19 protein-coding genes and 1 other RNA gene are annotated in these 22208 nt (G+C 44.1%); 4 read left to right on the forward strand and 16 right to left on the reverse strand.

The features are described from left to right. Positions 1 to 944 (forward strand): GlxA family transcriptional regulator (locus AB6E78_RS04030; protein WP_372132894.1); only part of this gene is annotated, 944 nt, incomplete at its 5' end. 289 nt (positions 945 to 1233) lie between these two features. Here the strand turns inward: AB6E78_RS04030 and AB6E78_RS04035 are convergent. From AB6E78_RS04035 to AB6E78_RS04080, 10 genes are all read right to left on the reverse strand, one after another. Continuing rightward, positions 1234 to 2265, reverse strand: coding sequence for a DUF2955 domain-containing protein (locus AB6E78_RS04035; RefSeq protein WP_017059067.1), 1032 nt, complete (start codon positions 2263 to 2265; stop codon positions 1234 to 1236). 60 nt (positions 2266 to 2325) lie between these two features. Next, positions 2326 to 3387 (reverse strand): HlyD family secretion protein, encoded by a 1062-nt coding sequence (locus AB6E78_RS04040; protein WP_017059068.1) that lies wholly within the window; start codon positions 3385 to 3387, stop codon positions 2326 to 2328. 12 nt (positions 3388 to 3399) lie between these two features. After that, positions 3400 to 3867: a transcriptional regulator SlyA gene (gene slyA / locus AB6E78_RS04045; RefSeq protein ID WP_017059069.1), complete on the reverse strand. Its 468-nt coding sequence runs from the start codon at positions 3865 to 3867 to the stop codon at positions 3400 to 3402. A gap of 687 nt (positions 3868 to 4554) precedes the next feature. Continuing rightward, positions 4555 to 5475 (reverse strand): IS5 family transposase, encoded by a 921-nt coding sequence (locus AB6E78_RS04050; protein WP_029236538.1) that lies wholly within the window; start codon positions 5473 to 5475, stop codon positions 4555 to 4557. A gap of 43 nt (positions 5476 to 5518) precedes the next feature. After that, entirely contained in the window at positions 5519 to 6280 is a 762-nt protein-coding gene (locus AB6E78_RS04055) for a DUF5677 domain-containing protein (RefSeq protein ID WP_372132891.1), read from the reverse strand. A 208-nt stretch (positions 6281 to 6488) separates the two neighbouring features. After that, entirely contained in the window at positions 6489 to 7127 is a 639-nt protein-coding gene (gene gmtX / locus AB6E78_RS04060; RefSeq protein WP_102319972.1) for a gamma-mobile-trio protein GmtX, read from the reverse strand. Continuing rightward, the gene (locus tag AB6E78_RS04065) at positions 7120 to 9708 is read right to left on the reverse strand and encodes an integrase family protein (RefSeq protein WP_102319973.1); all 2589 of its coding nucleotides are present in this window, start codon (positions 9706 to 9708) and stop codon (positions 7120 to 7122) included. The genes gmtX and AB6E78_RS04065 overlap by 8 nt, the downstream gene beginning before the upstream one ends. Then, the gene (gene gmtY, locus AB6E78_RS04070; protein ID WP_372132886.1) at positions 9705 to 11180 is read right to left on the reverse strand and encodes a gamma-mobile-trio recombinase GmtY; all 1476 of its coding nucleotides are present in this window, start codon (positions 11178 to 11180) and stop codon (positions 9705 to 9707) included. The genes AB6E78_RS04065 and gmtY overlap by 4 nt, the downstream gene beginning before the upstream one ends. A 179-nt stretch (positions 11181 to 11359) precedes the next feature. After that, positions 11360 to 11456: signal recognition particle sRNA small type (gene ffs, locus AB6E78_RS04075), an RNA gene on the reverse strand. Positions 11457 to 11652: 196 nt separating this feature from the next. Continuing rightward, a complete protein-coding gene (locus tag AB6E78_RS04080) occupies positions 11653 to 12396 on the reverse strand; it encodes a hypothetical protein (protein ID WP_017064066.1) in 744 nt (247 codons plus the stop codon). Positions 12397 to 12623: 227 nt separating this feature from the next. Between AB6E78_RS04080 and AB6E78_RS04085 the strand changes: the two genes are divergently transcribed. Continuing rightward, positions 12624 to 12926 carry an MGMT family protein gene (locus AB6E78_RS04085; RefSeq protein ID WP_048609271.1) on the forward strand — a complete coding sequence of 101 codons (303 nt, stop codon included), beginning with the start codon at positions 12624 to 12626 and terminating at the stop codon, positions 12924 to 12926. A gap of 75 nt (positions 12927 to 13001) precedes the next feature. On the opposite strand, the gene AB6E78_RS04090 is transcribed toward AB6E78_RS04085, so the two are convergent. Continuing rightward, entirely contained in the window at positions 13002 to 13442 is a 441-nt protein-coding gene (locus AB6E78_RS04090; RefSeq protein WP_102319976.1) for a YbaY family lipoprotein, read from the reverse strand. Between the two features lie 168 nt (positions 13443 to 13610). On the opposite strand from AB6E78_RS04090, the gene tesB reads away from it, so the two are divergent. After that, on the forward strand, positions 13611 to 14471 hold the full coding sequence (tesB, locus tag AB6E78_RS04095; RefSeq protein WP_029235187.1) for an acyl-CoA thioesterase II: 861 nt from the start codon (positions 13611 to 13613) through the stop codon (positions 14469 to 14471). A 133-nt stretch (positions 14472 to 14604) separates the two neighbouring features. On the opposite strand, the gene AB6E78_RS04100 is transcribed toward tesB, so the two are convergent. Next, complete coding sequence (locus tag AB6E78_RS04100) at positions 14605 to 15270, reverse strand: hypothetical protein (RefSeq protein WP_017070264.1); 666 nt, start codon at positions 15268 to 15270, stop codon at positions 14605 to 14607. Positions 15271 to 15359: 89 nt separating this feature from the next. Continuing rightward, on the reverse strand, positions 15360 to 15833 hold the full coding sequence (locus tag AB6E78_RS04105) for an Lrp/AsnC family transcriptional regulator (protein ID WP_017078855.1): 474 nt from the start codon (positions 15831 to 15833) through the stop codon (positions 15360 to 15362). 129 nt (positions 15834 to 15962) lie between these two features. Here AB6E78_RS04105 and AB6E78_RS04110 point away from each other — a divergent pair, with 129 nt between their 5' ends. Then, complete coding sequence (locus AB6E78_RS04110; RefSeq protein ID WP_372132883.1) at positions 15963 to 17030, forward strand: PLP-dependent cysteine synthase family protein; 1068 nt, start codon at positions 15963 to 15965, stop codon at positions 17028 to 17030. 90 nt (positions 17031 to 17120) lie between these two features. On the opposite strand, the gene AB6E78_RS04115 is transcribed toward AB6E78_RS04110, so the two are convergent. The 3 genes from AB6E78_RS04115 to AB6E78_RS04125 all read right to left on the reverse strand — a co-directional run bounded on the left by AB6E78_RS04115 (position 17121) and on the right by AB6E78_RS04125 (position 21772). Further along, positions 17121 to 17441, reverse strand: coding sequence for a DUF1244 domain-containing protein (locus tag AB6E78_RS04115; RefSeq protein WP_004736423.1), 321 nt, complete (start codon positions 17439 to 17441; stop codon positions 17121 to 17123). Positions 17442 to 17582: 141 nt separating this feature from the next. Further along, positions 17583 to 20696 (reverse strand): vibriobactin export RND transporter permease subunit VexH, encoded by a 3114-nt coding sequence (gene vexH / locus AB6E78_RS04120; protein ID WP_372132880.1) that lies wholly within the window; start codon positions 20694 to 20696, stop codon positions 17583 to 17585. Then, a complete protein-coding gene (locus tag AB6E78_RS04125) occupies positions 20696 to 21772 on the reverse strand; it encodes an efflux RND transporter periplasmic adaptor subunit (RefSeq protein WP_029222602.1) in 1077 nt (358 codons plus the stop codon). The genes vexH and AB6E78_RS04125 overlap by 1 nt, the downstream gene beginning before the upstream one ends. Positions 21773 to 22208 lie beyond the last annotated feature (436 nt).

The raw sequence follows: 22208 nt of genomic DNA on the forward strand, positions 1-22208 counted from the left end.
TTAAAATTACGATGGTAGCCTTTGAAGGCATCAGTGCTTTTCATCTCTCTGTGCCCTGTCTGGTGTTTCGAGATATCTTTTTCGGTCAGCCGGTTCGGTTTAACTTGAGGATCTGTAGCGAAAACAGCTTGCGGTTTGAAACAAGCTCTGGATTTGGTGTGGTGGTCGATAGCGATCTAAGTGCTACCCAAGAAGCCGATATTATAATTATTCCAAGCTGGCCAAATGACCTGCCAGAGCCAAGTGAGCGACTTCTAGAGGCGTTAATAGATCATCATGATAAAGGGAAGTTGCTGGTAGGGCTCTGCCTTGGTTCTTATGTTCTCGCGTGTGCTGGCGTTCTCGATGGCAAACGAGCCACAAGCCACTGGGCATTTACCGAACAATTTCAGCAGCAATTTCCTAAGGTGAATTTTGACCCAAACCCTCTATTTGTTGAACATGAGACTATCATCACCTCTGCTGGAGTAGCAGCTTCACTCGATTGCTGTCTGCACATAGTGCGCCGTTTGTGTGGTAGTGAGCTTGCGAATGATCTCGCTCGTAAGATGGTGACTGCACCATCTCGTAATGGTGGGCAGCAACAATACATACCAGCACCAGTCAACATAAAACCCCTCACAGAGACAAGTATTAACCTTGTGATTGAGCAGGTTGAGCAGAGTCTCAATCAGTCTCATTCACTAGATGAACTCGCTGAGCGCTGTGCGATGAGTAAACGTACCTTTACACGCCAGTTTAAATCCACCTATGGTTGTACATTTGGTGAATGGCTGCAAAATCGACGTTTGGTGTTTAGCCAACGTCTATTAGAAACCACGAAACTATCGATACCTCAAATTGCAGAGCAAGCGGGTTTTGGCTCTGACAGTGTATTTAGAAAGCACTTTAAATCTGCTTTTCATGTATCGCCGATTCAGTGGCGCACGACTTTCAAGCAATAGAACTCATTTCATTGAGGGCATTTTTGCGTTACATGCTACCGCCAGCATACCTTTGGGCAGAAATGAGTTTCGGAAAAGTAAACATTAGCAAATCATGAATAACTACAGGTATGGCAAAGAGGAAAAAGTTTCAACGGTGTCTCCAATTGCTTTATTGAAATACTAGTACCTGATCCCGTACTGGAATCAGGTGATTGTTATGAGAGACAAAAGACAAGACATGACCCTATTGTTTCTAATGCTGAGTCACAAGCAGTTTTTTTCCATGCTCGATTAATCATTATCAGCATTACTGATAACTTAAGCGCGTTGCAGCAAATCGGTTAAGTAAAGTGTGCATGATGTAACACAGTAATAAAGTCGCTACGATGGCAACCAAAATACTGCTAATACGGTAAAGTGCACTATATATCAGATCGCTACCTGGGGTGAGGTATTGGCCAAATAAAATCCCTAGCGTGGTCATCGCTCCAAAGCCAACCCCAGCGCCGACGTTTTCTTTGACGTGTACTTGGCTAAATAGCATTAACCCAAACCATAAAACCGGCACGACTAAGATCAACAGCCCTGACCAATCATAAAGAAACAACTGGGCTAACACACCGAATGTCACTCCAAGAAAGGTACCTATCGCACGTTTAAGGGCATAATTTAATACCCCAGTAAAATGCATCGGATAAAGTAATAAAATTGTGGCAGCTTGCGCCGACATAGAGTCTTGCAGATTAAATATCTGGAACACGACAAAAGATGCTGTGGCGATAGTTGCCCCCAGTAATACTTCATGTCGCATTCGATTTACTGATTTTGCTGGTGGTTTTTGCAATTTTCTGGGTTCAACATCAGGGATTAACGAGACCATGATATAGGCGATAATGATTGCCAGTATTGTGGCGCCGAGATTAGCGCCGATGAGACCGTTTAGATCAGTATCAGGGTAACTGGCAAAATTAAGCATGATGCTCAGATTAAGTAAACTATTGGCACCATAAAGAAAAAAACTGCCGCGGGTCATGGCGGTAAAAAAGCCAACAAACACCCCAAAAATAATCAGGGTCATTAAGACTGGATGGCCACCAAATAAACCACCGATAACGCCTACCACTAATCCAGCTGTGACAGAAGACGCCAACACCTGCCGCGCGACATGGGCGGTGAACACAGGTGCTAGCCCTAGCAATACCATAGGGGTAACAGTATAAAACACCCCGTTACTAAAGCCGAACAGTTTGCACACAGTAAAGCCAATCGTGCCAGCAGTGGCAATACGTAGACATTGACGTAAATCATTGGCTGTCATGGGATTAAATCTTAGTAACATGATTGTTGCCTTGTGTCGCTGTAATATATTTAAAATAGCGCATCTATCAAATGTATGATGTTAATAGATATAGTGCAGCATACTGATGGCTTTAATCTGCCCATGAGCTAATAAGTTCAGCAAACTATTTTCTGGCATTATCTGCACCGTCGCCCGTGCCCCCGTTGGCAATGTTCTCATGACTTCGTCATTATCTAATTGTAAATGCAATCTCATTCTTTGGGCGTCACGGACCCAGCGATCAGATTGTTGCGGAGTCGCTAAACTGCCATTGGCATCGAACTGTCCGGCGCTAACCCCAGCATCAATACTGCTGACGTGGGCGCGATATAAACGGCCTGGTTCACCGTCAAACGCAACAAGGGCTTTAGATGAAATTGAGACATCTCGTAATGCCTTTTCTCTAAAATCAGCAATAATATCCACATCATCAGAAACAAGAGCCAGCAGTGGCTGGCCAATGGCCGCAAAGCCGCCGACCATGATTTGCAAGTTAGTAACTGTGCCGTCTTGATCCGCATGAACTTGGGTATAAGACAGGTTTAATTTGGCTTGGGCTAAGCGATTTTCGGCCTGACGTACTTTTAAGTTATTGTTACCGTAAACACCGCGGCTCACTTCTAATTGCTTTAAACGGGCTTGGGTTGCCAGCAAATTTGCTTCAGCCGCAGCGGCATCGCTGTCAGCTTGATCGCGTTGCTGTTGGGATACGCCATTAGTTTTGTACAGTGCATCAAGACGCTTTGCTTCGCTGCGTTTTTGTTGTGATGTGGTTTGGCTGGCATTGACATCAGCTTGCGCCGCTAACAAAGAGGCATCTAGCTCAGCGTTATCTTGCTGGACTTGCTCTAAAGCCAACTGCGCTTCATCTACCGCTAACTTATACGGTCTAGGATCTACTTCAAACAGTAATTCACCCTTGCTAACAACTTGGTTATTAGTGACAGCAATAGTTTTAATGCGGCCATTAACTTGTGGGGTAACCTTAGTCACAACCCGAGTTGCCATAGCCTGCGGCGTTAATGGCATAGTCGCATCAGCAAACATAAAGTAACCAAATACCAGCATAAAGCCTGCTAAGGCAATTTTTGTTAGCCGCGAAAATTGTTGATCTGGTGTCATATTTGTATTCACTTACTTGTCTGTCATTTTAGCTAATTTGGTTAACGCATTATTACCAATCAGATTAATTACTCTTTCAAACTCAGTAAGTTCTTCAGCGTTTATGCCTAAGAGCAATTGGCTACGGATATTGATAATTGTTACTTCAACTTTCGTTATTAAATCGAGTCCAGCAGGAGTCAAATTGACAAGTCTGGCGCGTTTATCATGGGGGCAACAGTGGCGTTCAATGAGCCCTTGCTGTTCTAATTGGGCTAAGGTGCGCATTAAAGAGGCCAGTTCAATTTCTAAGGCATTGGCTAATACTTTTTGACTGAGGTTGTCGCCTAATCGCCACAGTTTCCATAAGGCTGTCCAGCGTGGGTAAGTTAACTCTAAAGGGGCAAGTTCAATGTCAACAGCGGTGCGCCATAAGCGATGCAGACGCCCCAATTGTTCTGCCAGTGATAGCTCTTTCATATGGTCGAATTCTTTTTGCATCATGGTTACCATTTACCTAGCGTGCTAACTATTATACTTGGTTAGCACGCTAAGTAAATTATTTTATACTATCAAAATCGCCTCATAAGCCTAAATCCCCTTAAAGTAATGAAAAAAAAGAATAAAAATGGAAGTGAAATAGGACATCCGATCTTTTACCAATAAATTTTAACCCAGCCAACCCAATCGCTGAGCCAGAAACACAGTAGATGACAAAAAATATTAGCTAACGCGCCCATTCAGTCACAAAATAAACGGAAGCGGAATTTTAAAGAAAAATATGTAGGATTTTTGAGATTTACAGGTGGCGTTGTTGAACAATTCCTCCCTAAGAGCGTAGTAACCCCAAGGGCTGCGAGCAATTAAGCCACTTCATTTCTTACGGGCATACCTAACAACGGGGGGGGGGGGCAGGTCTTGCCTTTTGCCACTATACGGCTGACTCGTGAATAATGTAAGTCGAAGTGATTCCCTATTTGCTTTTGCGTATAGCCACCGCTATTAAATGCAGCAATAATGGCATCATTTCTACTAGGCGCTGAGTCTTGGTACTCCTTTAGCGAAAGAGGTTTAGCACGTCGCTGTTTTGCCGGAACCTCTTTGATATCTCCCTCTGCTAAATTCAAATTAGGAAGGGCTTTGTTTCCTAATTGGATCTCAGATAGAAACGGCCAGTATGGGTGATTATTAGGCTATTTCTATCGTTTTAGGCATACCTAACCCTGTGAGCTTATTCAACGCTTTAATCATGGCGTAGGTTTCACCAACCTGAGCATTATAGTTTCTTAAACTTAATCGCCCACCAAACAGTGTCTTTACACGGAACATAGCCGTCTCTGAAAGTGACCGTTTATGGTAACCGTACTTCTTTTTCCAATGTTTATTTGAGCCGTATAATTTCTGGCAAGCTACCGCCAGATTACGGGGGTGACCTCGTAACCAAAAAGCAGCACCTTCTCTCGGTGGAATAAGTGGAACAGCTTGTTTAATACGTATTGCTTCGTAGCATTGTCTTGTATCGTAAGCTCCATCACCAGATATCTCATTGATTCTACGACGAGTTTGATTCAGTAAATTAGGAAGAGCTTCACCGTCAGTGACATTCGATAAACTTAACTCAGCCGCAATGATTTCATGAGTGCCAGTGTCTACGGCTAAATGGAGCTTACGCCAAACTCGACGCTTCCCGTCAGTACCATGTTTTTTTACTTTCCATTCACCTTCACCGTAGACCTTTAGCCCTGTTGCATCAATGGCTAAATGCTGTATTGCGCCTCGGGTCTTTGTCTTGAATGACACATTAACCGTTTTGGCTCGTTTACTGATGCATGAATAATGAGGACATGACAACGGGAGTTGAGCGAGTTTGAAAACAGAATCGATGAATCCTTGTAACGCTCTCAACGGCATCGCGAATACTCGTTTAACCATGAGGGCGGTCGTAATGGCTAAGTCACTAAACAATCGAGGTCGACCTCGTTTACCTTGCTTGAGTTGCTTCCACTGTTGAATCGCTTCCTCATCAATCCAGAATGTCAGTGAACCACGATTGATTAGGGCTTGGTTATATTGTTTCCAGTTAGTTGTTCTGTAGCGAGGCTTTGGCATTGCTCTAAGTATGTGAGTGAACTTAGATGATCTGATCGTAGCTTTAAGCATTAGTTCCCTGATTTAGGAAACAAAGCCGTGTGGGACAGATATATCTTATGTCGGCTGGATGATAAAAAGGGTATACAGAGAATGTTGCATCCTCATTCTTTTGAAGACACCAGTCCATAGACTCGTTCCAAGAACCGTGAATAGACTCAGACATCATCCCGTAAGTATACTTGTATAGGTCCTCGTATGAAATTTCCTTGAATATGTCAAAAAAGGTCTTCCCTTGAAGCTTCCATCGATTTTTCTTCTGTACCTTAAAGTCTTCTTCTGTGAAGCCTTCCAAGTCCATTTTCTCATGAACTGACTTAAGAAGCCGTTTTCCTGCTTTGGTCTCAAAAAATCTAGAGCCTTCCTTTAATTCGCGAAGTATTCTCAACCTATCTTTGTATGAGCACTTTCTGTAATCTTCAATTACATCAGATTCACTTAATAACAAATATTCGGCAGTTACTGCTGCTTCGATTAACGGCCTTTCTAAAATACTTATAATTTCTGCATTATCCTGTTCGTAGTAGATTACAACTTCTTTGAGTAACTTCCAGATCCTCGTTAGTAATCCTAAAATAGGAGCATCTTCTAAGTTGAAGCCAGTAGGATTGCGCTCGATGTTTCGAATCCTTGTAATGCAATCATAAATCTCTGCCACATCCTTTACGAAAGTGCCCGTAAATCTATTTATGTCTTCTAGTGTCCTTAAACTATCGCCAACATAAGCTTCGTCGTATCGACTTATGATTTTTTCTATTTCGTCCAAGCGAATTTGCTCCTGTTTGGTGATGTTCTCTCGACGCAGTAACCACAGTACATGCATTAGTAAAAGTTGGTCAAATGGCAGGTTAGGGAAATGAGAGTCAACAATAGGCTAAGAAGAAATGGGGCAAAACCTTGTTAGGTGATCCGGTAACCGTTAACTCAACTCACTTCCGGGCAAAGCGTCGTCCACAGCCCTACTTCCCCCACACTTAGATTAATTTAAGCACCCCATTCACATAACCTCGCTGGTAAACCTCTATGCCATTTTCATCTTTAACTTGCCCCGTCGGCATCACAACCCATCTTTTTTCATCCATAAACTCGTCAGAAATGGCAAACCGCAGAGCCTCCACTTCTATTGGTGTCAGCTGATTTGAAGTAGCCGCCACCTGAGGCTGAGATTTAGTAGTCCGGTCTATGACAATATCGGCATTCGCTTTTAATACGTTAAGCTGGTCTCTGTATTTGTTCCTCTCCGCAATTAACGAACCGACAACCGCTCGAATGACTGGATCATCGATAGACTCCAGTATGCGTTGGTCATTATTGTTGAGAAGCTGCTTTTGACGCACCGAGAGTGGCTTCTTACGAGTCGTTCCCGAATAGGCTGCCCACGCATCAATCAATTGCTGAAAATGCTTTCCTGTTCGATTACGAATGGTTTGTGTCGAAGGTCCACCTTGTTCTTGAGATAACTTTCCAATCGTGACAATAGAGAAGTCCAATGACTTCATCTGGCTTTGTTGTTCTAGAATTTGGTGCAATGTTCTTAGCGCTGTCGTTGTGCGGGCTGTTGCTCTTGAGCAAAGCTCTTCTAATACGATATGTGGATCAACGGGGCTAGCCATTTTTAGTCACTCCAACTTTGTTTTTCGATAAATCGGCAAGACGTAAAATATTAATTCCGGTTTGAGATTCAATAGCTTTAACCCCAATCTCCAACAAACCCGCGTCTTGTAAATACGTTTCCGTATCAAGATACGATGCGATGAGACCCATCGCTTTGGTTTTATCAAGTTCTCCTGTCGCTTTGAGCATGGCATTAATCATTGCATTGCCCGCTAACAGTTGCGTTTCATCATCAAGTTGCATCAAAAATGGCATGTAACCCGATTGCATTAGCATTGAATTCAACTTGTTTGAACGATGAGTGATCGCGGGTGTTTTTCTTAAATCATCCCGCAGATCGGCGTAAACTTCTGCGTCATCACACAGTTGTATCAATTGCCTAAATTCAGAGTCTGTATCTAGAAAGCTAAAGAAGGGAGAGATCTCGGCATGTGAGCCCATTGCGACGACTTTATCCGCTGTATCTTCTGGCAGGCGCTGCTCTTCGATATTAATGAGCTTACGAATGATCTGAAAACACGCGACTAAGTCTTTACAGTATTCATCCGCACCAATTTTTTGCTTTTCAATGCGTCGATCTATTTGATGCAAATACTCGTATTTTTTGAAAGGCTCATTATTCACCTCACAAAAGTACTCTTCATCCAACAACTCAGCTTGCTCAGCTTCTAATTCTGCTGCGATTTTGGCTGATTCAGAGGCGTGATAGCTAAGGTTGTTAAAGTGAGCGGTTAATGAATGGATGTATTTGATGTCGGTGATAAACCAGCGACAACGGACGCAATTTTCAATTCCATGAGGAACAGGGCCATACAAGTCCGCTTGATTACGATTCGCTTTTTTTAGTTTTTCACCACCATTCCAGCAACCTGCAATTGAAGTGTTTTCCACAAGGGGCGTGGTATTCCCTCCTGCTAAACAAATACCTATCGCTTTTTCCTGCCATCCTGCGGGGTTCCTCACCCTTAGTACCGTGCGCAGCGACTCAATATCTGTATAAGCGGATTTTAAGCCGATCTGCTCTATCGATTTATTGACCAAAAATGAATGCAAGCTTGCGTCGTTTTGTTCTTCAATTTTGCTTTCTGCCACCTGCATTTTTTTCGCCATCATCACAGGCGAGATCTTAGTGTAATGCATCGTCATGATGAGCCTACTGTGACCCACCAGTAATTTGGATAATACCGGCGCGGGGATTTCCCCTTCGATGGTGTAGCAAGTGATAAGCGAGACACGTAATGAATGCAGTGGGAAGAACGTCTTACGATGATTGGTAGGGTCAATAAAATTAACTTTACTACCGTCCGTTAATTTATGGTCATCTTCATGAACATCCTGTTCGAGTTGCGCCATTAAATTAACCCAAAGTGTATTCAAATACCCTTGGGTTATCGGCAATTTCTTTTCACTATTTATGGTGGCGGCGGCATTGCGGAACAAAAAACAAATGTTGCCAATTTCATTGCGCTGAATATCAGTTTTTGTGCTTCCAAAATGTTTGTAATCAAGCTGATGAATAGAGGTTGCTTCCGTAATAGGGTTGTATTTCTGTTGCCAGTTGCGCAGTTTTTCTAGCCAATATAAGACCTCTTCATGCTGCCAAGGGATCACATAGCCTCGCGTGATTTCATCCTTATTCTTATCAGCGGTCTTATTAGTATTAATGTAAAGACCTGTCATCACATCGCCAATGTCTGGTGTGATGATTCGGTGAAATACACCTTTTTGCCAAGGGTGCTTTTCACTGCCTTCAACAAAATCATTCATTTCGTTAGCAACCCAACTTCCACTTTCGTAGCGCCACGTATCGGCTTCACCAGAATCAAGCATACGAACCTGAAAAGTACGTAATGGAAGTTGCAATTTTAGGTACAGTGCCATTGCGCGAACGGGGGACCAAATCACATAAAAATGCTCACCTTTCTTAAACGGTTTTAGCACTCCATCAATTCTAATACTGCGAGGCTTATCTACTTTGATTTTCCGCCATACAAAATCAGGGTCATCTTTATCAATGACAGAGCCGTCAACAATAAACCAGTCTCTTTGATGCCGGCCATTCAATATAAATGCGTCACTTTGCTCAATCGCCCATTTCCAGTCTGAAAAGTTTCCCCTTTCAATCGGACAAAGAGTTTTTCGCAACCGTTTAATGTAGGTATAAGGTAAAGCGTTGTAGACCGTTTCTTGATTTTTAACTGGATTAGACCCCTTTTGAAAAGGGTTTTTGAACATAGCAACCAACTCACCGTCATCATCCGGTTGCGAGTAATATGTGGTTATCACCCAATCGATAAACGAGCACACCTCATTGTTTTGTCGAACCCTGTAGCCTTCCGACAATTCGAATTGACCGAGAAACTGATCATAATCTTGCGGACCCATTTCGAAAAACTCGACGGGATCAATAATAAATTTCGGAACTAAGTATTCATCCAAAAACCGGTCCAATGCATTCTTCTTATGATCAATGCCATACTTCTTTTGATGCAACCACGTCGCCGCAACCTCTCGCCACGTATCCCAACCCGAACCATTCTTTTCGGTGAACCAATTAAATTCATAGTCTATTGATTTCATTTAGTTCGTTTCCCAAATTTTGGCGCTTTACCTGAAAACAAACCGTCGGGATCAATATCTTCGAACCCAGATTCCATAATGGTTTCCCAACTCAGTTCAACATCTTGCTTGAAGTTCGCATACTGCTGACCATCAAGCTTCTGCGTGGCACGCTCGCAAGCAAGTGTGACATCACGGACGCCTGGTTGGGTGTAGATCGACTGAGATAATAGAGAAGAGTGATGCAGTGCTTTCTTAATGAATCGCACATCTACCCCTGCATTAGACATGCGTCTTCCATAGGCATGGCGATGTCCATGAGGTGAACGACCTTCTGGCTTCGATGCAAGTTGACCTATTCTGCCCATACCCGCCGCATAGCTTTGATTGAAAGCATTTAGCGTTAATGCGTTACCTAGTTGCCGTCTAGAAAAAGAAACAAAAGCGTAAGGGTGATTGCGCTGAATAGGGAGCAAAGCAAATAAATATTGCTGCCATAAATAAGCAAACACTTCCCCGTAATAAGAGGGAAACCAATGAAGTTGAATATAGTTATCATCGTGATCGACCACTTTGGTTTTCCAACCAACTCTGGCGGTACCCGTGAGTTTATTGCGTGGTGTTAGGTGATACTTTTCAGCAAGGTAAGCCGAACGCGTACTTTGTCGTTTTCTACCGACCCAATGATTCGGTGCCTTGCCATCTTCAGGATGATATAAACGAACGGTAACACTATCAGAGTTCATTGGATCAAGAAACACATCATCAACCCACAAATGCAGGGCATCACTCTCTCTAACCCCAGCTCCGTGCATCAACAGTAAAATCAATTGATCACGAATAGCTACTCTTGAATCTCTCGCACTACCGACACCGTCGATAAAAAATGCTTTAAACAACTGCTCGGGAAATGAAATCGCATCACCATCCACTTTAATCACATCTTTTTTTCCGCGAACTTTTCTTACTCTTTTTAGTAGATCTGGAATCGCATTTTTTTTGATATGGCCAAGGAAGTTATGTTGGTTTCTCTTATGCCACGCGGCGTAATTGAGTCGCTCTTGGTGGGTGGTTGCTTCTTCAAAGTCGTTAAGACTGCTTGTATTTTTATGGATAGAGAGCCAATCCGTTAATCCATTCAATGCAGATAAAAGCTGATTAACGTTGGAGACGGATCGAGGTAACCAAAACAAACCTGATGAATCAAACCCTGCTTTGTCGATGGTCCCCGATGATAGTCGTTGTACAAAAGATTGAAATAGAAGGTTCGGTTCTGAGAATAGTCCCCGATTGGCTTCCATGTATTCCAGTAATAACTGACATGCAAACACAACTCGGTTCATCCAAGGTAGGCTTTTTATATGAGATTGGCTAATGACGTAATCAAGCAGAGGTTCGAACGCGCCCTGTTCGGTAACAAGTACGGGAATGTTGAGCATTAAGCCTGAGTGATCAATCTTGATCTGAGCTTGAATTTTAACGATTGCAGTCATTCGACACCATATCAAACTAAGTTGGTATTAGTAGGTATAGTATATTTTTTGCTATTGATCTAACGACAAAAGCCAGAGTTAGGAAGTTCCTAACTCTGGCTTTTTAAGGCGGAGTACTGCAATTAGTACATATATCAATGCTATAGATATAAGTTAGTTTGCAAACATCATAAGGGGTGGGAACCCAGCCACATCCCGGCACACAAGTCACTCGCTGCGGCTGCTCCCTTCCAGGCCTGACCGAGTTCACGAGCTATTGTTGCGGGAGGACCAGGCCCCCATAGATTCGTTTTCTAAGAGGCTTGCCTCAAAGAGTGATTGGATTATTAAGCATCACAGCAACCATTGCAAGCCCTTCCACCCTATTTTTGAACAATTGCGGTCTAAGTGCTTATCCTTTATTCAAACCATTAGAAAATCGCAGGTAAATTCACCATTTACCTGCATTTGGAAGGTTTGGATTGCTGGAGTACTAGATATCGATGTCTTCGTTATCTTCTGTGCGAATGATGTAGTCTGTCATCCACGCGGTACCTAATAGACACAACCACACCACAAAGACTGGGCTCGGTACTTCGATGCTTGGAGTAATCACCAGAGCCGCAAAACCGACCGTTGGCAGTGTCCAACACAGTAGTTTATTCCAGCGGAAGGTTTTCAAGCGCGTCAGCGTTTCCATCGATGCCATGATGCCCGTTACACACAAGGCAACCAAAGCGGCATAAGGTAAATCGGCTATCCATAATGGAAGTATTAAGCCTAATGACCACCAGCTGTGTCGGCTGGCAGGCTTAAGATGATTTGCCGCCCACCAAATCACGATGATTGATAAGGTTTGAAGTGTGGTAACCCACGGGACACCTTCAAGCTTGCCTGCTGATTGTGTCACCATGATCCCGACCTGCAAAGTAGTCACAATCAAGCCGGAAATAATCACGACCGACAAACTACTGCGTCTTGAGAAGACCACCATCAATAACGGGAATAGTACCCACGCACTGACAGACAGCGTGATAGGCTGCAAAGGAAGGGTTAGACCATAAGTGGTCATGGAAACAAGCAAAGCTAATCCTGCTATGCCCCCCTGCGGTAAAATCCATAAAGCAGGAATTACCATTGCAAGCACCGGGATATCTCCCTCACTTAAACTGATTGCTCTCGCGCAAACAACCGCTAATAATGTGGTGATCAAGAACTGAAACGTTGTAAATACCATAGCCCTCTCCTTCTACCGATCCGTGGTACCATACCAATCGTAGTAATTAACTGGTCACCCTAGCTTGTTAAAAAACTCGATAACCTCGTTAGATTTTTTGATTGTAGAATAACTACTTATCAAAACTTCTTATCAAAAAGAGCGGCCTTGCTCTCAAGCTTTTTCCCTGCGCTATTTTTGAACACTTACTTACTGTGATTGGTATTTATGAACTAGGAACATTTAGTATGGACCAATTTTTGAGCCAAATCTTTGCTGTGATTCACCAAATTCCATATGGAAAAGTAACAACTTATGGAGACATAGCACGTTTTTCAGGATTTCCGGGCTATGCGCGCCATGTTGGTAAAGCGCTGGGTAACCTGCCAGAAGGTAGCAAACTGCCTTGGTATCGAGTGATAAACAGCAAGGGTGAAATCTCTTTAAAGGGTGATTCGTTCGACCGACAAAAGCAGCATTTGGTTAAAGAAGGGATTGAGGTGAGTGATGCAGGAAAGATCAAACTCAGAATATACAAATGGCAGCCCTAGAGCTGCCACTAATCGCTGATTCAACTGGCTAAGTTAAGCCAATCAAGATGCCTTAACAGTGGCATCGACTTCTGATTAACGAACACCAACCAAACGTAGGTCTGCTTGCTGTGTATTTTCTACATCAGTAATTACTGACTTAATCGTGTCAGTAGTGAAACGCAGTTTGCCGTCAACATGAATCGATGCGCGCATGTTGTAACGGTGGTTAGCTTTAATTTTGTCGTTGTCGTAGCTCAGCTCGAATGCGAACGGTACTTGCTTACCGTCTGTGGTGAACTCTTGAGTTGCGATAACCGTCGATGGTGCATCAGCCAGTGAGATATCTTCTAGCGTAACGGTAACCACTGCATTCTCTGGCAATGCAATTCTTTCACGGTAGCTTACTGTTCCTGAAATCACTTGAGTGTTCTCTGCAACCACTTCCTGAGAAGCGCTCGTTTCTGATGTTGCTTGGCAACCAACAAGTAGGCCAAACGATACTAAAGACGTAATAAGAATTAGAGCCTTTTTCATATTCAATTTCTCTCAACATGTTTGCCGGACTCGGCAAATCTACTCACCAATTATAAGAGAGCTTTCATATTCTGTCTTGAAACCCTATGATTTATTGACAGATATCTGACTAAGCTAAATGATTAACACCATAATCTGACACCCATTTTACGAAGAGGAATGCTGGCGATGAGTCAACCTTTACAAGAATTACTAAGTTTACTTCAGCTAGAAAAACTGGAAGAAGGTTTATTCCGTGGGCAAAGTGAGAACCTAGGCCTACCACAGGTATACGGCGGTCAGGTATTGGGACAAGCGCTTTCTGCTGCTCGTTATACCGTTCAAGACGACCGTAGTGTTCACTCGTTCCACAGTTATTTTCTGTTTCCCGGCGATCCTGAAAAGCCAATCATTTACGATGTTGAGAACCTACGAGATGGACGCAGCTTTAGCACACGCCGTGTAAAAGCGATTCAAAATGGCCGCCCTATTTTCTATCTCACTGCTTCTTATCATGGCGATGCGCCAGGGTTTGAGCACCAGATTTCAATGCCTGATATTCCGGGACCAGAGAACTTTGCCTCAGAAACTGAATTAGCGAGCCACATTGCGGAATTCTTACCAGAGAAACTGCGCAAAACCTTCTGTGGCGAAAAGCCGATTGAGATGCGTCCGGTGACGGTGGTAAACCCACTGAAACCTAAGAAGACGGAAGCGAAACAATACCTTTGGGTAAGAGCGAATGGCGCGATGCCAGACAACCACTTGATCCACCAATACCTGCTTGCCTACGCATCGGATTGGGGATTCTTAGTGACGGCGCTTCACCCACATGAAGTCTCTATCATGACGCCAAATTTTCAAGTGGCGACGATTGACCACTCAATCTGGTTCCACCGCCCATTCAAAATGGACGAATGGCTGCTTTATGCGATTGAAAGCCCAACGGCAGCGAACACTCGCGGCCTAGTGCGCGGCGAGATCTTCAACCAGAAAGGTGAGCTGGTAGCGACAGCAGTACAAGAAGGTGTGATGCGTTTTACTAAATAGCACTCAAATAAATAGCGGATAAACGCTTCTTACAAGCCCCAAATACGCACAAACAAAAAGAGGCTAGGTTTAATACCTAGCCTCTTTCTTTAATGACGCTTAAGAAAACTCGTCACGCAAAAATCAATAAAACCTACTCAACTTCTAACGTTGGCTCAAACTCGCCTTGAACTCGCGTTTTAATGCCATCACCTGCGTCTCGTAGAAGGTTAAATGGCGATAACACTACGCCTTTCACCGCGCCCTCAGCGGCTCCCTGAGCGAGTTCCTTACTCTTATCAGCTAACAAATTAGCTTGTGCCAAAATACCTGGGACTTCCGCTCGTAGCATTTCAGATTCCGTGACGATGACAGGAATAGTCTGTTCGCGGTAAGACTTACTTTCAGCGAGCATTGGTGGCATTACGTCTACGCGGTATCTCTTTAATTCAGTTAATGTTGGTGGAATAACATCGGTTCTTACCTGCTCGACTTCCGTTCGAACATTTTTCACTTCATCTAATATCGCAGGGATTTTGTTGTCGACCGAGGCTACGGTTTGATTCACATCATCGATCGTCTTTCTAACTTCTTCGACAGTGTTTAACACCTGAGGAGCAAGATCGCTGACATGTTCTGCAAGCGCTAATAGCTCTTCTACTTTGAGCCCTTTGGTGAGGCCCGATATGTCTTCGATAACTTGCGGGTAAGTATCAACGATTTCACCGACTTTATTAGTCAATGAGTAGATGGTGTAACCCAAGTAAAAAATGGCGACCGCCAGTACCAGCTGGATAGCGGTAGATACTTTTGCAAACATGAATAATCCTTTTCTTTATCGCAGAGACGAGATCTAAACTGAGAAGATAGTTAAACTAAAGCGATAGTTAATCTATTACTAGGCGCAGCTTAAAGCGGCAATGCTGTCGTGTACTTCAATGGTTCCATCGCAAACGTCGAGGTCACATTAGAGATACCATCAATGCTATTCACCAAGCGCTTATAGAAATCATCAAAGCACTTCATGTCTTTAACCTGAACCTTCATCATATAATCATATTCGCCAGCCATGCGATAGAACTCCATCACTTCTGGAAATTCCGACACAGTATTCACAAAACGACCATACCACTCATGAGAATGATCACTGGTTTTAATCAATACGAACGCGGTAAAAGAAAGATCGAGCTTTTCGGGATTCAGTAACGCCACTCTTTTCTCAATAATGCCGTTCTCTTCGAGGCGCTTAAGTCTTTTCCAGCAAGGCGTTGTGGTGAGATTGACTGCTTCAGAAATGTCATTCAATGACAGAGTGCTGTCTTCTTGCAGTAATCCTAATATTTTTTTATCTACGGCATCTATCACACTTTCACCAAATCGCATTTAAAGAGAATTATTTTCTACAATTTAAGCAAAACAAAGCAAATATGGCAAAGTTTTTCTCTCCAATTGTAGCTAAATTAGAACCATACCAATTACAAAGAATTCCTACACTCGATCAGGAGAACGCTTATGTGCACTGACCATCAATGGATTAATAACGCGATTCGTAAAATTGAAGCCGATTACCAACGCTCAGCGGATACGCACCTTATCAAGCTCGAACTACCAAGTATCGAAGGCATTGATGTTTACCTTAAAGATGAAAGCACACACCCAACGGGCTCTTTGAAGCACCGCTTAGCGCGTTCTCTGTTCTTATACGCTATCTGTAACGGTTGGGTTGGCCCAGAAACCACGATCATTGAATCTTCATCGGGCAGTACTGCGGTGTCTGAAGCTTACTTCGCTCGCCTACTTGGCCTTCCATTTATCGCGGTAATGCCAAAATGCACAGCGAAGAAAAAGATCGAGCAAATTGAATTCTACGGCGGCCAAGCGCATCTTGTGGACCGCTCAGATGAAATTTACGATGAGTCTCGCCGTTTAGCAGAAGAATTGAATGGTCACTACATGGATCAATTTACTTACGCTGAGCGCGCAACCGACTGGCGTGGTAACAACAACATCGCGAACTCGATTTTCAATCAAATGCAGATGGAAGATCACCCAGTTCCGGCTTGGGTAGTAATGAGCCCAGGTACTGGCGGTACTTCAGCGACGATTGGCCGTTTCATTCGCTACCAACAACATGAAACTAAGCTTTGTGTTGTGGACCCTGAGAACTCTGTATTCCACGAATACTTCCAAACAGGCAATGCGAACGTGAAATGTAGTACATTCAGCAAGATTGAAGGCATTGGTCGCCCACGAGCAGAACCAAGCTTCATTCCTGGTGTGGTTGACGAAATGCGTAAAATCCCAGACGCAGCAAGTATCGCAACGACACATTGGTTATCTGACATTCTTGGTCGCAAGGTCGGCGCATCAACCGGGACTAACATGTACGGTGTACTTCAGCTAGCCAGTGAGATGAAAGCGCGTGGCGAAAAAGGTTCTATCGTGACTTTGCTATGTGACAGCGGTGAGCGTTACCTAGATACTTACTTCAATGACGAGTGGGTAAATCTGAATATCGGTGACCTACAACCTTATGCAGCGAAGTTAGAAGCTTTCTCGCAAACGGGTGAGTTGGCTTAAGTTCAAAACCGATAGTTCGAAATAGAAAAGAGCCCTTGATGGGCTCTTTTTGTTTATTCATTCTATTAATCAGCCACTAACGAGAACAAATTACTCTGGCTTCTGCTTCGCTTCAAATGCCGCAAGTTGTTCAGGCGTCGCTTTTGGTTGATGGTTTTGTTTCCACTCATCGTAAGTCATGCCGTATACACGCTCACGAGCGTCATCGATATCCAAGTCTAAGCCTTGTTGCTCTGCTTCCGCTTTGTACCATTTACTGAAACAGTTTCGGCAGAAGCCAGCCAAGATCATCAGATCGATGTTCTGCACATCTTTATTGTTATCTAGGTGTGCTAGCAGGCGACGAAAGGTTGCTGCATCCAGCTTATCTTGTTCTTCTTGAGAAAGATCTTTGTATTTAAATTCAGCCACTTTACTTTCCTTTATTCGATCTATTGTATTAATTCGTTGAGCTCTGTTTGTTATACAAAAAAAGCCTGCAATTCGCTAGGAGCAAACGCAGGCTTTTCAATATTGTTACACTATTCCGTGTTCATTAATCGTGCGTGTTCATTAACCGTGAGAGGTTCTTCCCACGTTGTCATGGCTAAGCTCTTTATTAAGTTCCGCTTCCACGTGACCCGGAGAGCGTGTTGATCCTGAAATCAGTCGGTACATCGCAGGGATAACGAACAGAGTTACCAATGTCGCGAAGCCCATACCGAAGAAGATAACCGTACCCACAGCCACTCGGCTTTCATAGCCTGCGCCCGTTGAAGTAATCAATGGAATTGCACCAGCCAGCGTCGTGAATGCCGTCATCATGATTGGACGTAAGCGTCGAGCAGAAGCATCAATGATCGCCTTTTCAAACTCAATACCACGGTCACGAAGTTGGTTAGCAAACTCTACGATCAAGATACCGTTTTTGGTTACCATACCGATCAACATGATCATACCAATCTGGCTGTAGACGTTGAGCCCTTGACTCATCAGCACCAAGCCTAAGAAGCCACCGAAGATACCCATAGGTACGGTGAACATCACCACCAGCGGGTTAATGAAGCTTTCAAACTGCGCGGCCAGTACCAAGTATGCGACCAGCATCGCTAGCGCAAACACCACTAGGATACTTGATTGGTTCTCTTTAAAGTCTTTTGACTCGCCAGAGTAGCTCACTGAAATATCACCCGGTAGCTGTTCAATCGCTTGTTCATCAAGGAAATCGAGCGCGTCACCCAGCGTGTAACCTTCCATTAGGTTCGCTTTAATGGTCACCGATTTCTGCTTGTTGTAGTGCGACAAACGAATCGATGAAGCCACTTCTTCAATGTGCGTCAGCGTATCAAGTGTAACCAGCTCACCAGACTGAGTTCGCATGTAGATTTGGCTTAGATCGTTCGCGTTGTTGAAGCTGTTTTCATCACCACGCAGATACACGTCGTACTCTTCACCACGGTCAACGAAGGTCGTTTCACTGCGGCCGCCAAGCATGATTTCTAACGTATCTGAAATGTCTGAAACGCTAACACCTAGCTCTGCTGCACGCTGCTTATCTACGGTTACTAATAACTCTGGTGTTTTCTCAGAGTAATCGATGTCCGCACCTTCCATCATTGGAGAGTCTTCAGCCGCTTGCTTTAACAGTTCGCCCCACTTCTGAAGCTCAGAGTAATCAGAACCACCCAGTACGAATTGAACAGGCTCACTTGAACCACCTTTGAAGCCCGGCATGAACGGGAATACACGTACATCAGGAATACCATTTAAAGATTTACGAACTTCGTTCAACGCTTCCTGAGCGGTTTCATCACGTTCGTCCCAATCTTCCAGGATCATGATAACGAAGCCCGTTTGGTCGCCAGCATTACCACCAAACGCTGGTGATTGAATACTAAATGACTTCAAGAAACCTTGACCAAGCAGCGGCATTAGGCGCTCTTCAACGATGTCCATATTGGCAGACATACGGTTGTAACTGGTTGCATCAGCACCACGAACAAACGCAAAGATAACACCACGGTCTTCTTGTGGCGTCAGTTGCGACGGCACTTGTTGCATCAAGCCATAACTACCGCCCATACACGCGATAATAATGATTGGAGCAGCCCAACGCCAGTTTAAAGCACGGCGCAATACCGCTTTGTATCCTGCTTCTAGCTTGCCAAACACACGTTCTACAAATCGATTGAAGCGATTTGGTTTCACGTTCGCTTTCAGGATCTTACTACCCAGAACCGGCGTTAACGTTAATGCTACGACAGACGAGAAAATCACTGACATCGCCAACAGTACCGAGAACTCCGTAAACAAAAGACCGACCATGCCATCCATGAACGAGATTGGCAGGAACACCATAACCAGTACTAGCGTTGTTGCGATTACCGCGAATCCTACTTCACGCGTCCCTTTATAAGCCGCAAGCAGTGGCGATTCACCACGTTCAATGTGGTGGAAGATGTTCTCAACCACTACGATAGCGTCATCAACCACCAGACCTATAGACAGAATCAGTGCCATCAAGGTGATTAGGTTAATAGAGAAACCAAAGTAGTAAGCCGCAATAAACGACGAGATTAGCGACACAGGAACGGTTACCGCTGGAATCAGTGTTGCACGCGCTTGACCTATGAAGACGTAAAGCACGAGGATAACTAAACCACCCGTAATAAATAGTGTGCTGTAAACCTCTGAGATCGAACGATCGATAAAGACAGTTGAGTCATAGTCGACAGCCAAACGAGTCCCGTCAGGCAGGAACTTCTGAATCGCCTCAACTTCTTTATGGACTAAATCAGCAACCTCAAGTGGGTTCGCATCTGACTGAGGCACAATCCCCATACTAACGTTAACAACACCGTCGCTTTTAAAGGTCGAATTCTCGTTTTCTGCGCCAATGTACACATCTGCTACGTCTTTTAAGTAGATAGGTGTATTATCAGAGGCACGTTTTACCACTAGGTATTCGAAATCTTCCGCTTCAGTGTAAGAACGAGCGGTACGAACCGACATCACAATCGCATCGTTACGTACTTCACCACCCGGGCTTTCAATGTTCTCACTGTTTAACGCAGAAGTGATGTCCGAAGTAGTAACGCCACGACCTGCCATCTGCGCAGGTTTCAGCTTCACGTACATTACTTTGTACAAGCCACCCGAGATATCCACCGAGCTCACACCTGAGATCAAACTAAAGCGGTCAATCAACACACGTTCGGTGTAATCGGTTAACTGCGTTCGGTCCATCTCCGTCGAGCTTAAGTTGATGTAGACCGAGGCTTCACCACTACCATTGTTCTTATAAACAATTGGGTCGTCGGCTTCATCTGGCAACGAACGCTGAGCACGCGCTACGGCATCACGAACATCACTGACACCAGTATTGAGGTCGTAACCAAGCTCAAAAGTAATCGTGATACGCGACATACCGTTACGCGTTGTGGATTCGATCTCATCGATACCACTGATGCCGGATAACTGGTCTTCAAGATTGGAGGTTATTTGACTTTCAATGATGGTGGCAGACGCACCCTCATAACGAGTACTGATCGATACCACCGGGCTTTCAATATCCGGCATCTCACGAACTGCAAGCTTATTGAAAGAGACAATACCAAACACAACCAAAAGCAGACTCAATACGACAGCCGCTACTGGTCTCTTTACAGAAACATCAGATAACAACATTAGTTAGCGCCTTCTTGTGCTGCTGTATTTTCATCAAGTTTAGCTGGGCGATTAACGGCAAGCTCTTGAACCAAGACTCCGTCACGCATGTTCACGATACCTTGCACCACGATCTTCTGGCCAATCTCGATGCCCTTGTCGATCACAACTTCGTTATCGATACGTGCCCCGAGGAAAACTTCAGTACGAGTCGCTTTGTTGTCTTCGCCAATAACATAGACAAAACGCTTAGTACCAGAATACTCAAGCGCTTGAACTGGGATGATCGGCGCTTCTACAGGAGGGAAATCCATATCAGCGGCCACTAGCATGCCCGGCTTTAGGTAATCATTATTGTTGTCAAAGTGGATTCGAACTCGAAGGTTCAAGGTTTCAGCATTAATACGAGAATCAATGCCTACCACTGTGCCAGTGAACTGAGTCTCGCCCCACGCACTGGTGCGAGCCGTCACTGTCATGCCTTTAGACAGCTTAGAAAGGTAACGCTCAGGAATTTGAAGATCTAACTGCATCACAGACAAATCATCTAAAGTCACAAGCTCAGTACCTGCTGTCACCATTTTTCCGCGGCTAAAGTCGATAAAACCGACCGTGCCAGAGAAAGGCGCGCTGATGTGTAAGTCTTTAAGATTGGCATTGGCGGCAGCTAGGCGAGCATTGGCGATCTCTACATTAGTTTTCTGAGCGTCAATTTCAGTTTGCGTAATCGCGTTGCGTTTCACTAGTCGTTGGAATTCCGCTAGCTTACGTTGCTCGTCTTTTAGGTACGCTTGCGCTTCTGCAACTGCAGCTTTTGCTTTGTCGTCATCTAATTGAACCAACATCTGCCCTTTGGTGACATCTTGATTGGCTTTGATGTTGATAGAGTCAACTCTGCCCGCTACTTCAGAGGTAATGATCACAGATTGTTCTGCTTCTAACTTACCTACCAAAGAAAGAGATTGGCTAACTTGGTGAATATCAACTTGCTCAGTAACAACAGTGACGGTGCTAGGGCCCATGCGTTTAGCTAGTGCGGCTGGAGACGCCATAAGAATAGACAAGCTAAGCAGGGTTAAAACAGATTTATGCTTCATAATAATGGTCTGCAAGTAAGATTTAATATCTATAAATGAAATTAACCGTATTCTATCAACTGATGAATGCTGTAACGTCAAGAAGTGTAAATCTAGATTAAATTCCATTTACGTTTCTTGGCGAATTGCACAAACCAAACACAATGCAGAAAGCGAGTTACCTCAAGGTGTTACCTATCACTACGTAAACCTTAGTACAGATGTTCACTTCCCGAGCAATATGCGTACTTTTCGCCATCTTTGCCCAAAAAGTCAGCATTCAACACAAAACCATAAGAAAAACTCTTTACAGGTTTAACGTGTTTGCTATGATGCGCTCCGCACTTGAGAGATGCGTTGGGAAAAACATCTCTTTAGCCTATCCATTATGAGTTAGGAAAAACACCCTGGAGGGGTTCCCGAGTGGCCAAAGGGAGCAGACTGTAAATCTGCCGGC

Source organism: Vibrio sp. 10N.247.310.98, from assembly GCF_041467395.1.
Classification (GTDB): Bacteria; Pseudomonadota; Gammaproteobacteria; order Enterobacterales; family Vibrionaceae; genus Vibrio; species Vibrio crassostreae_C.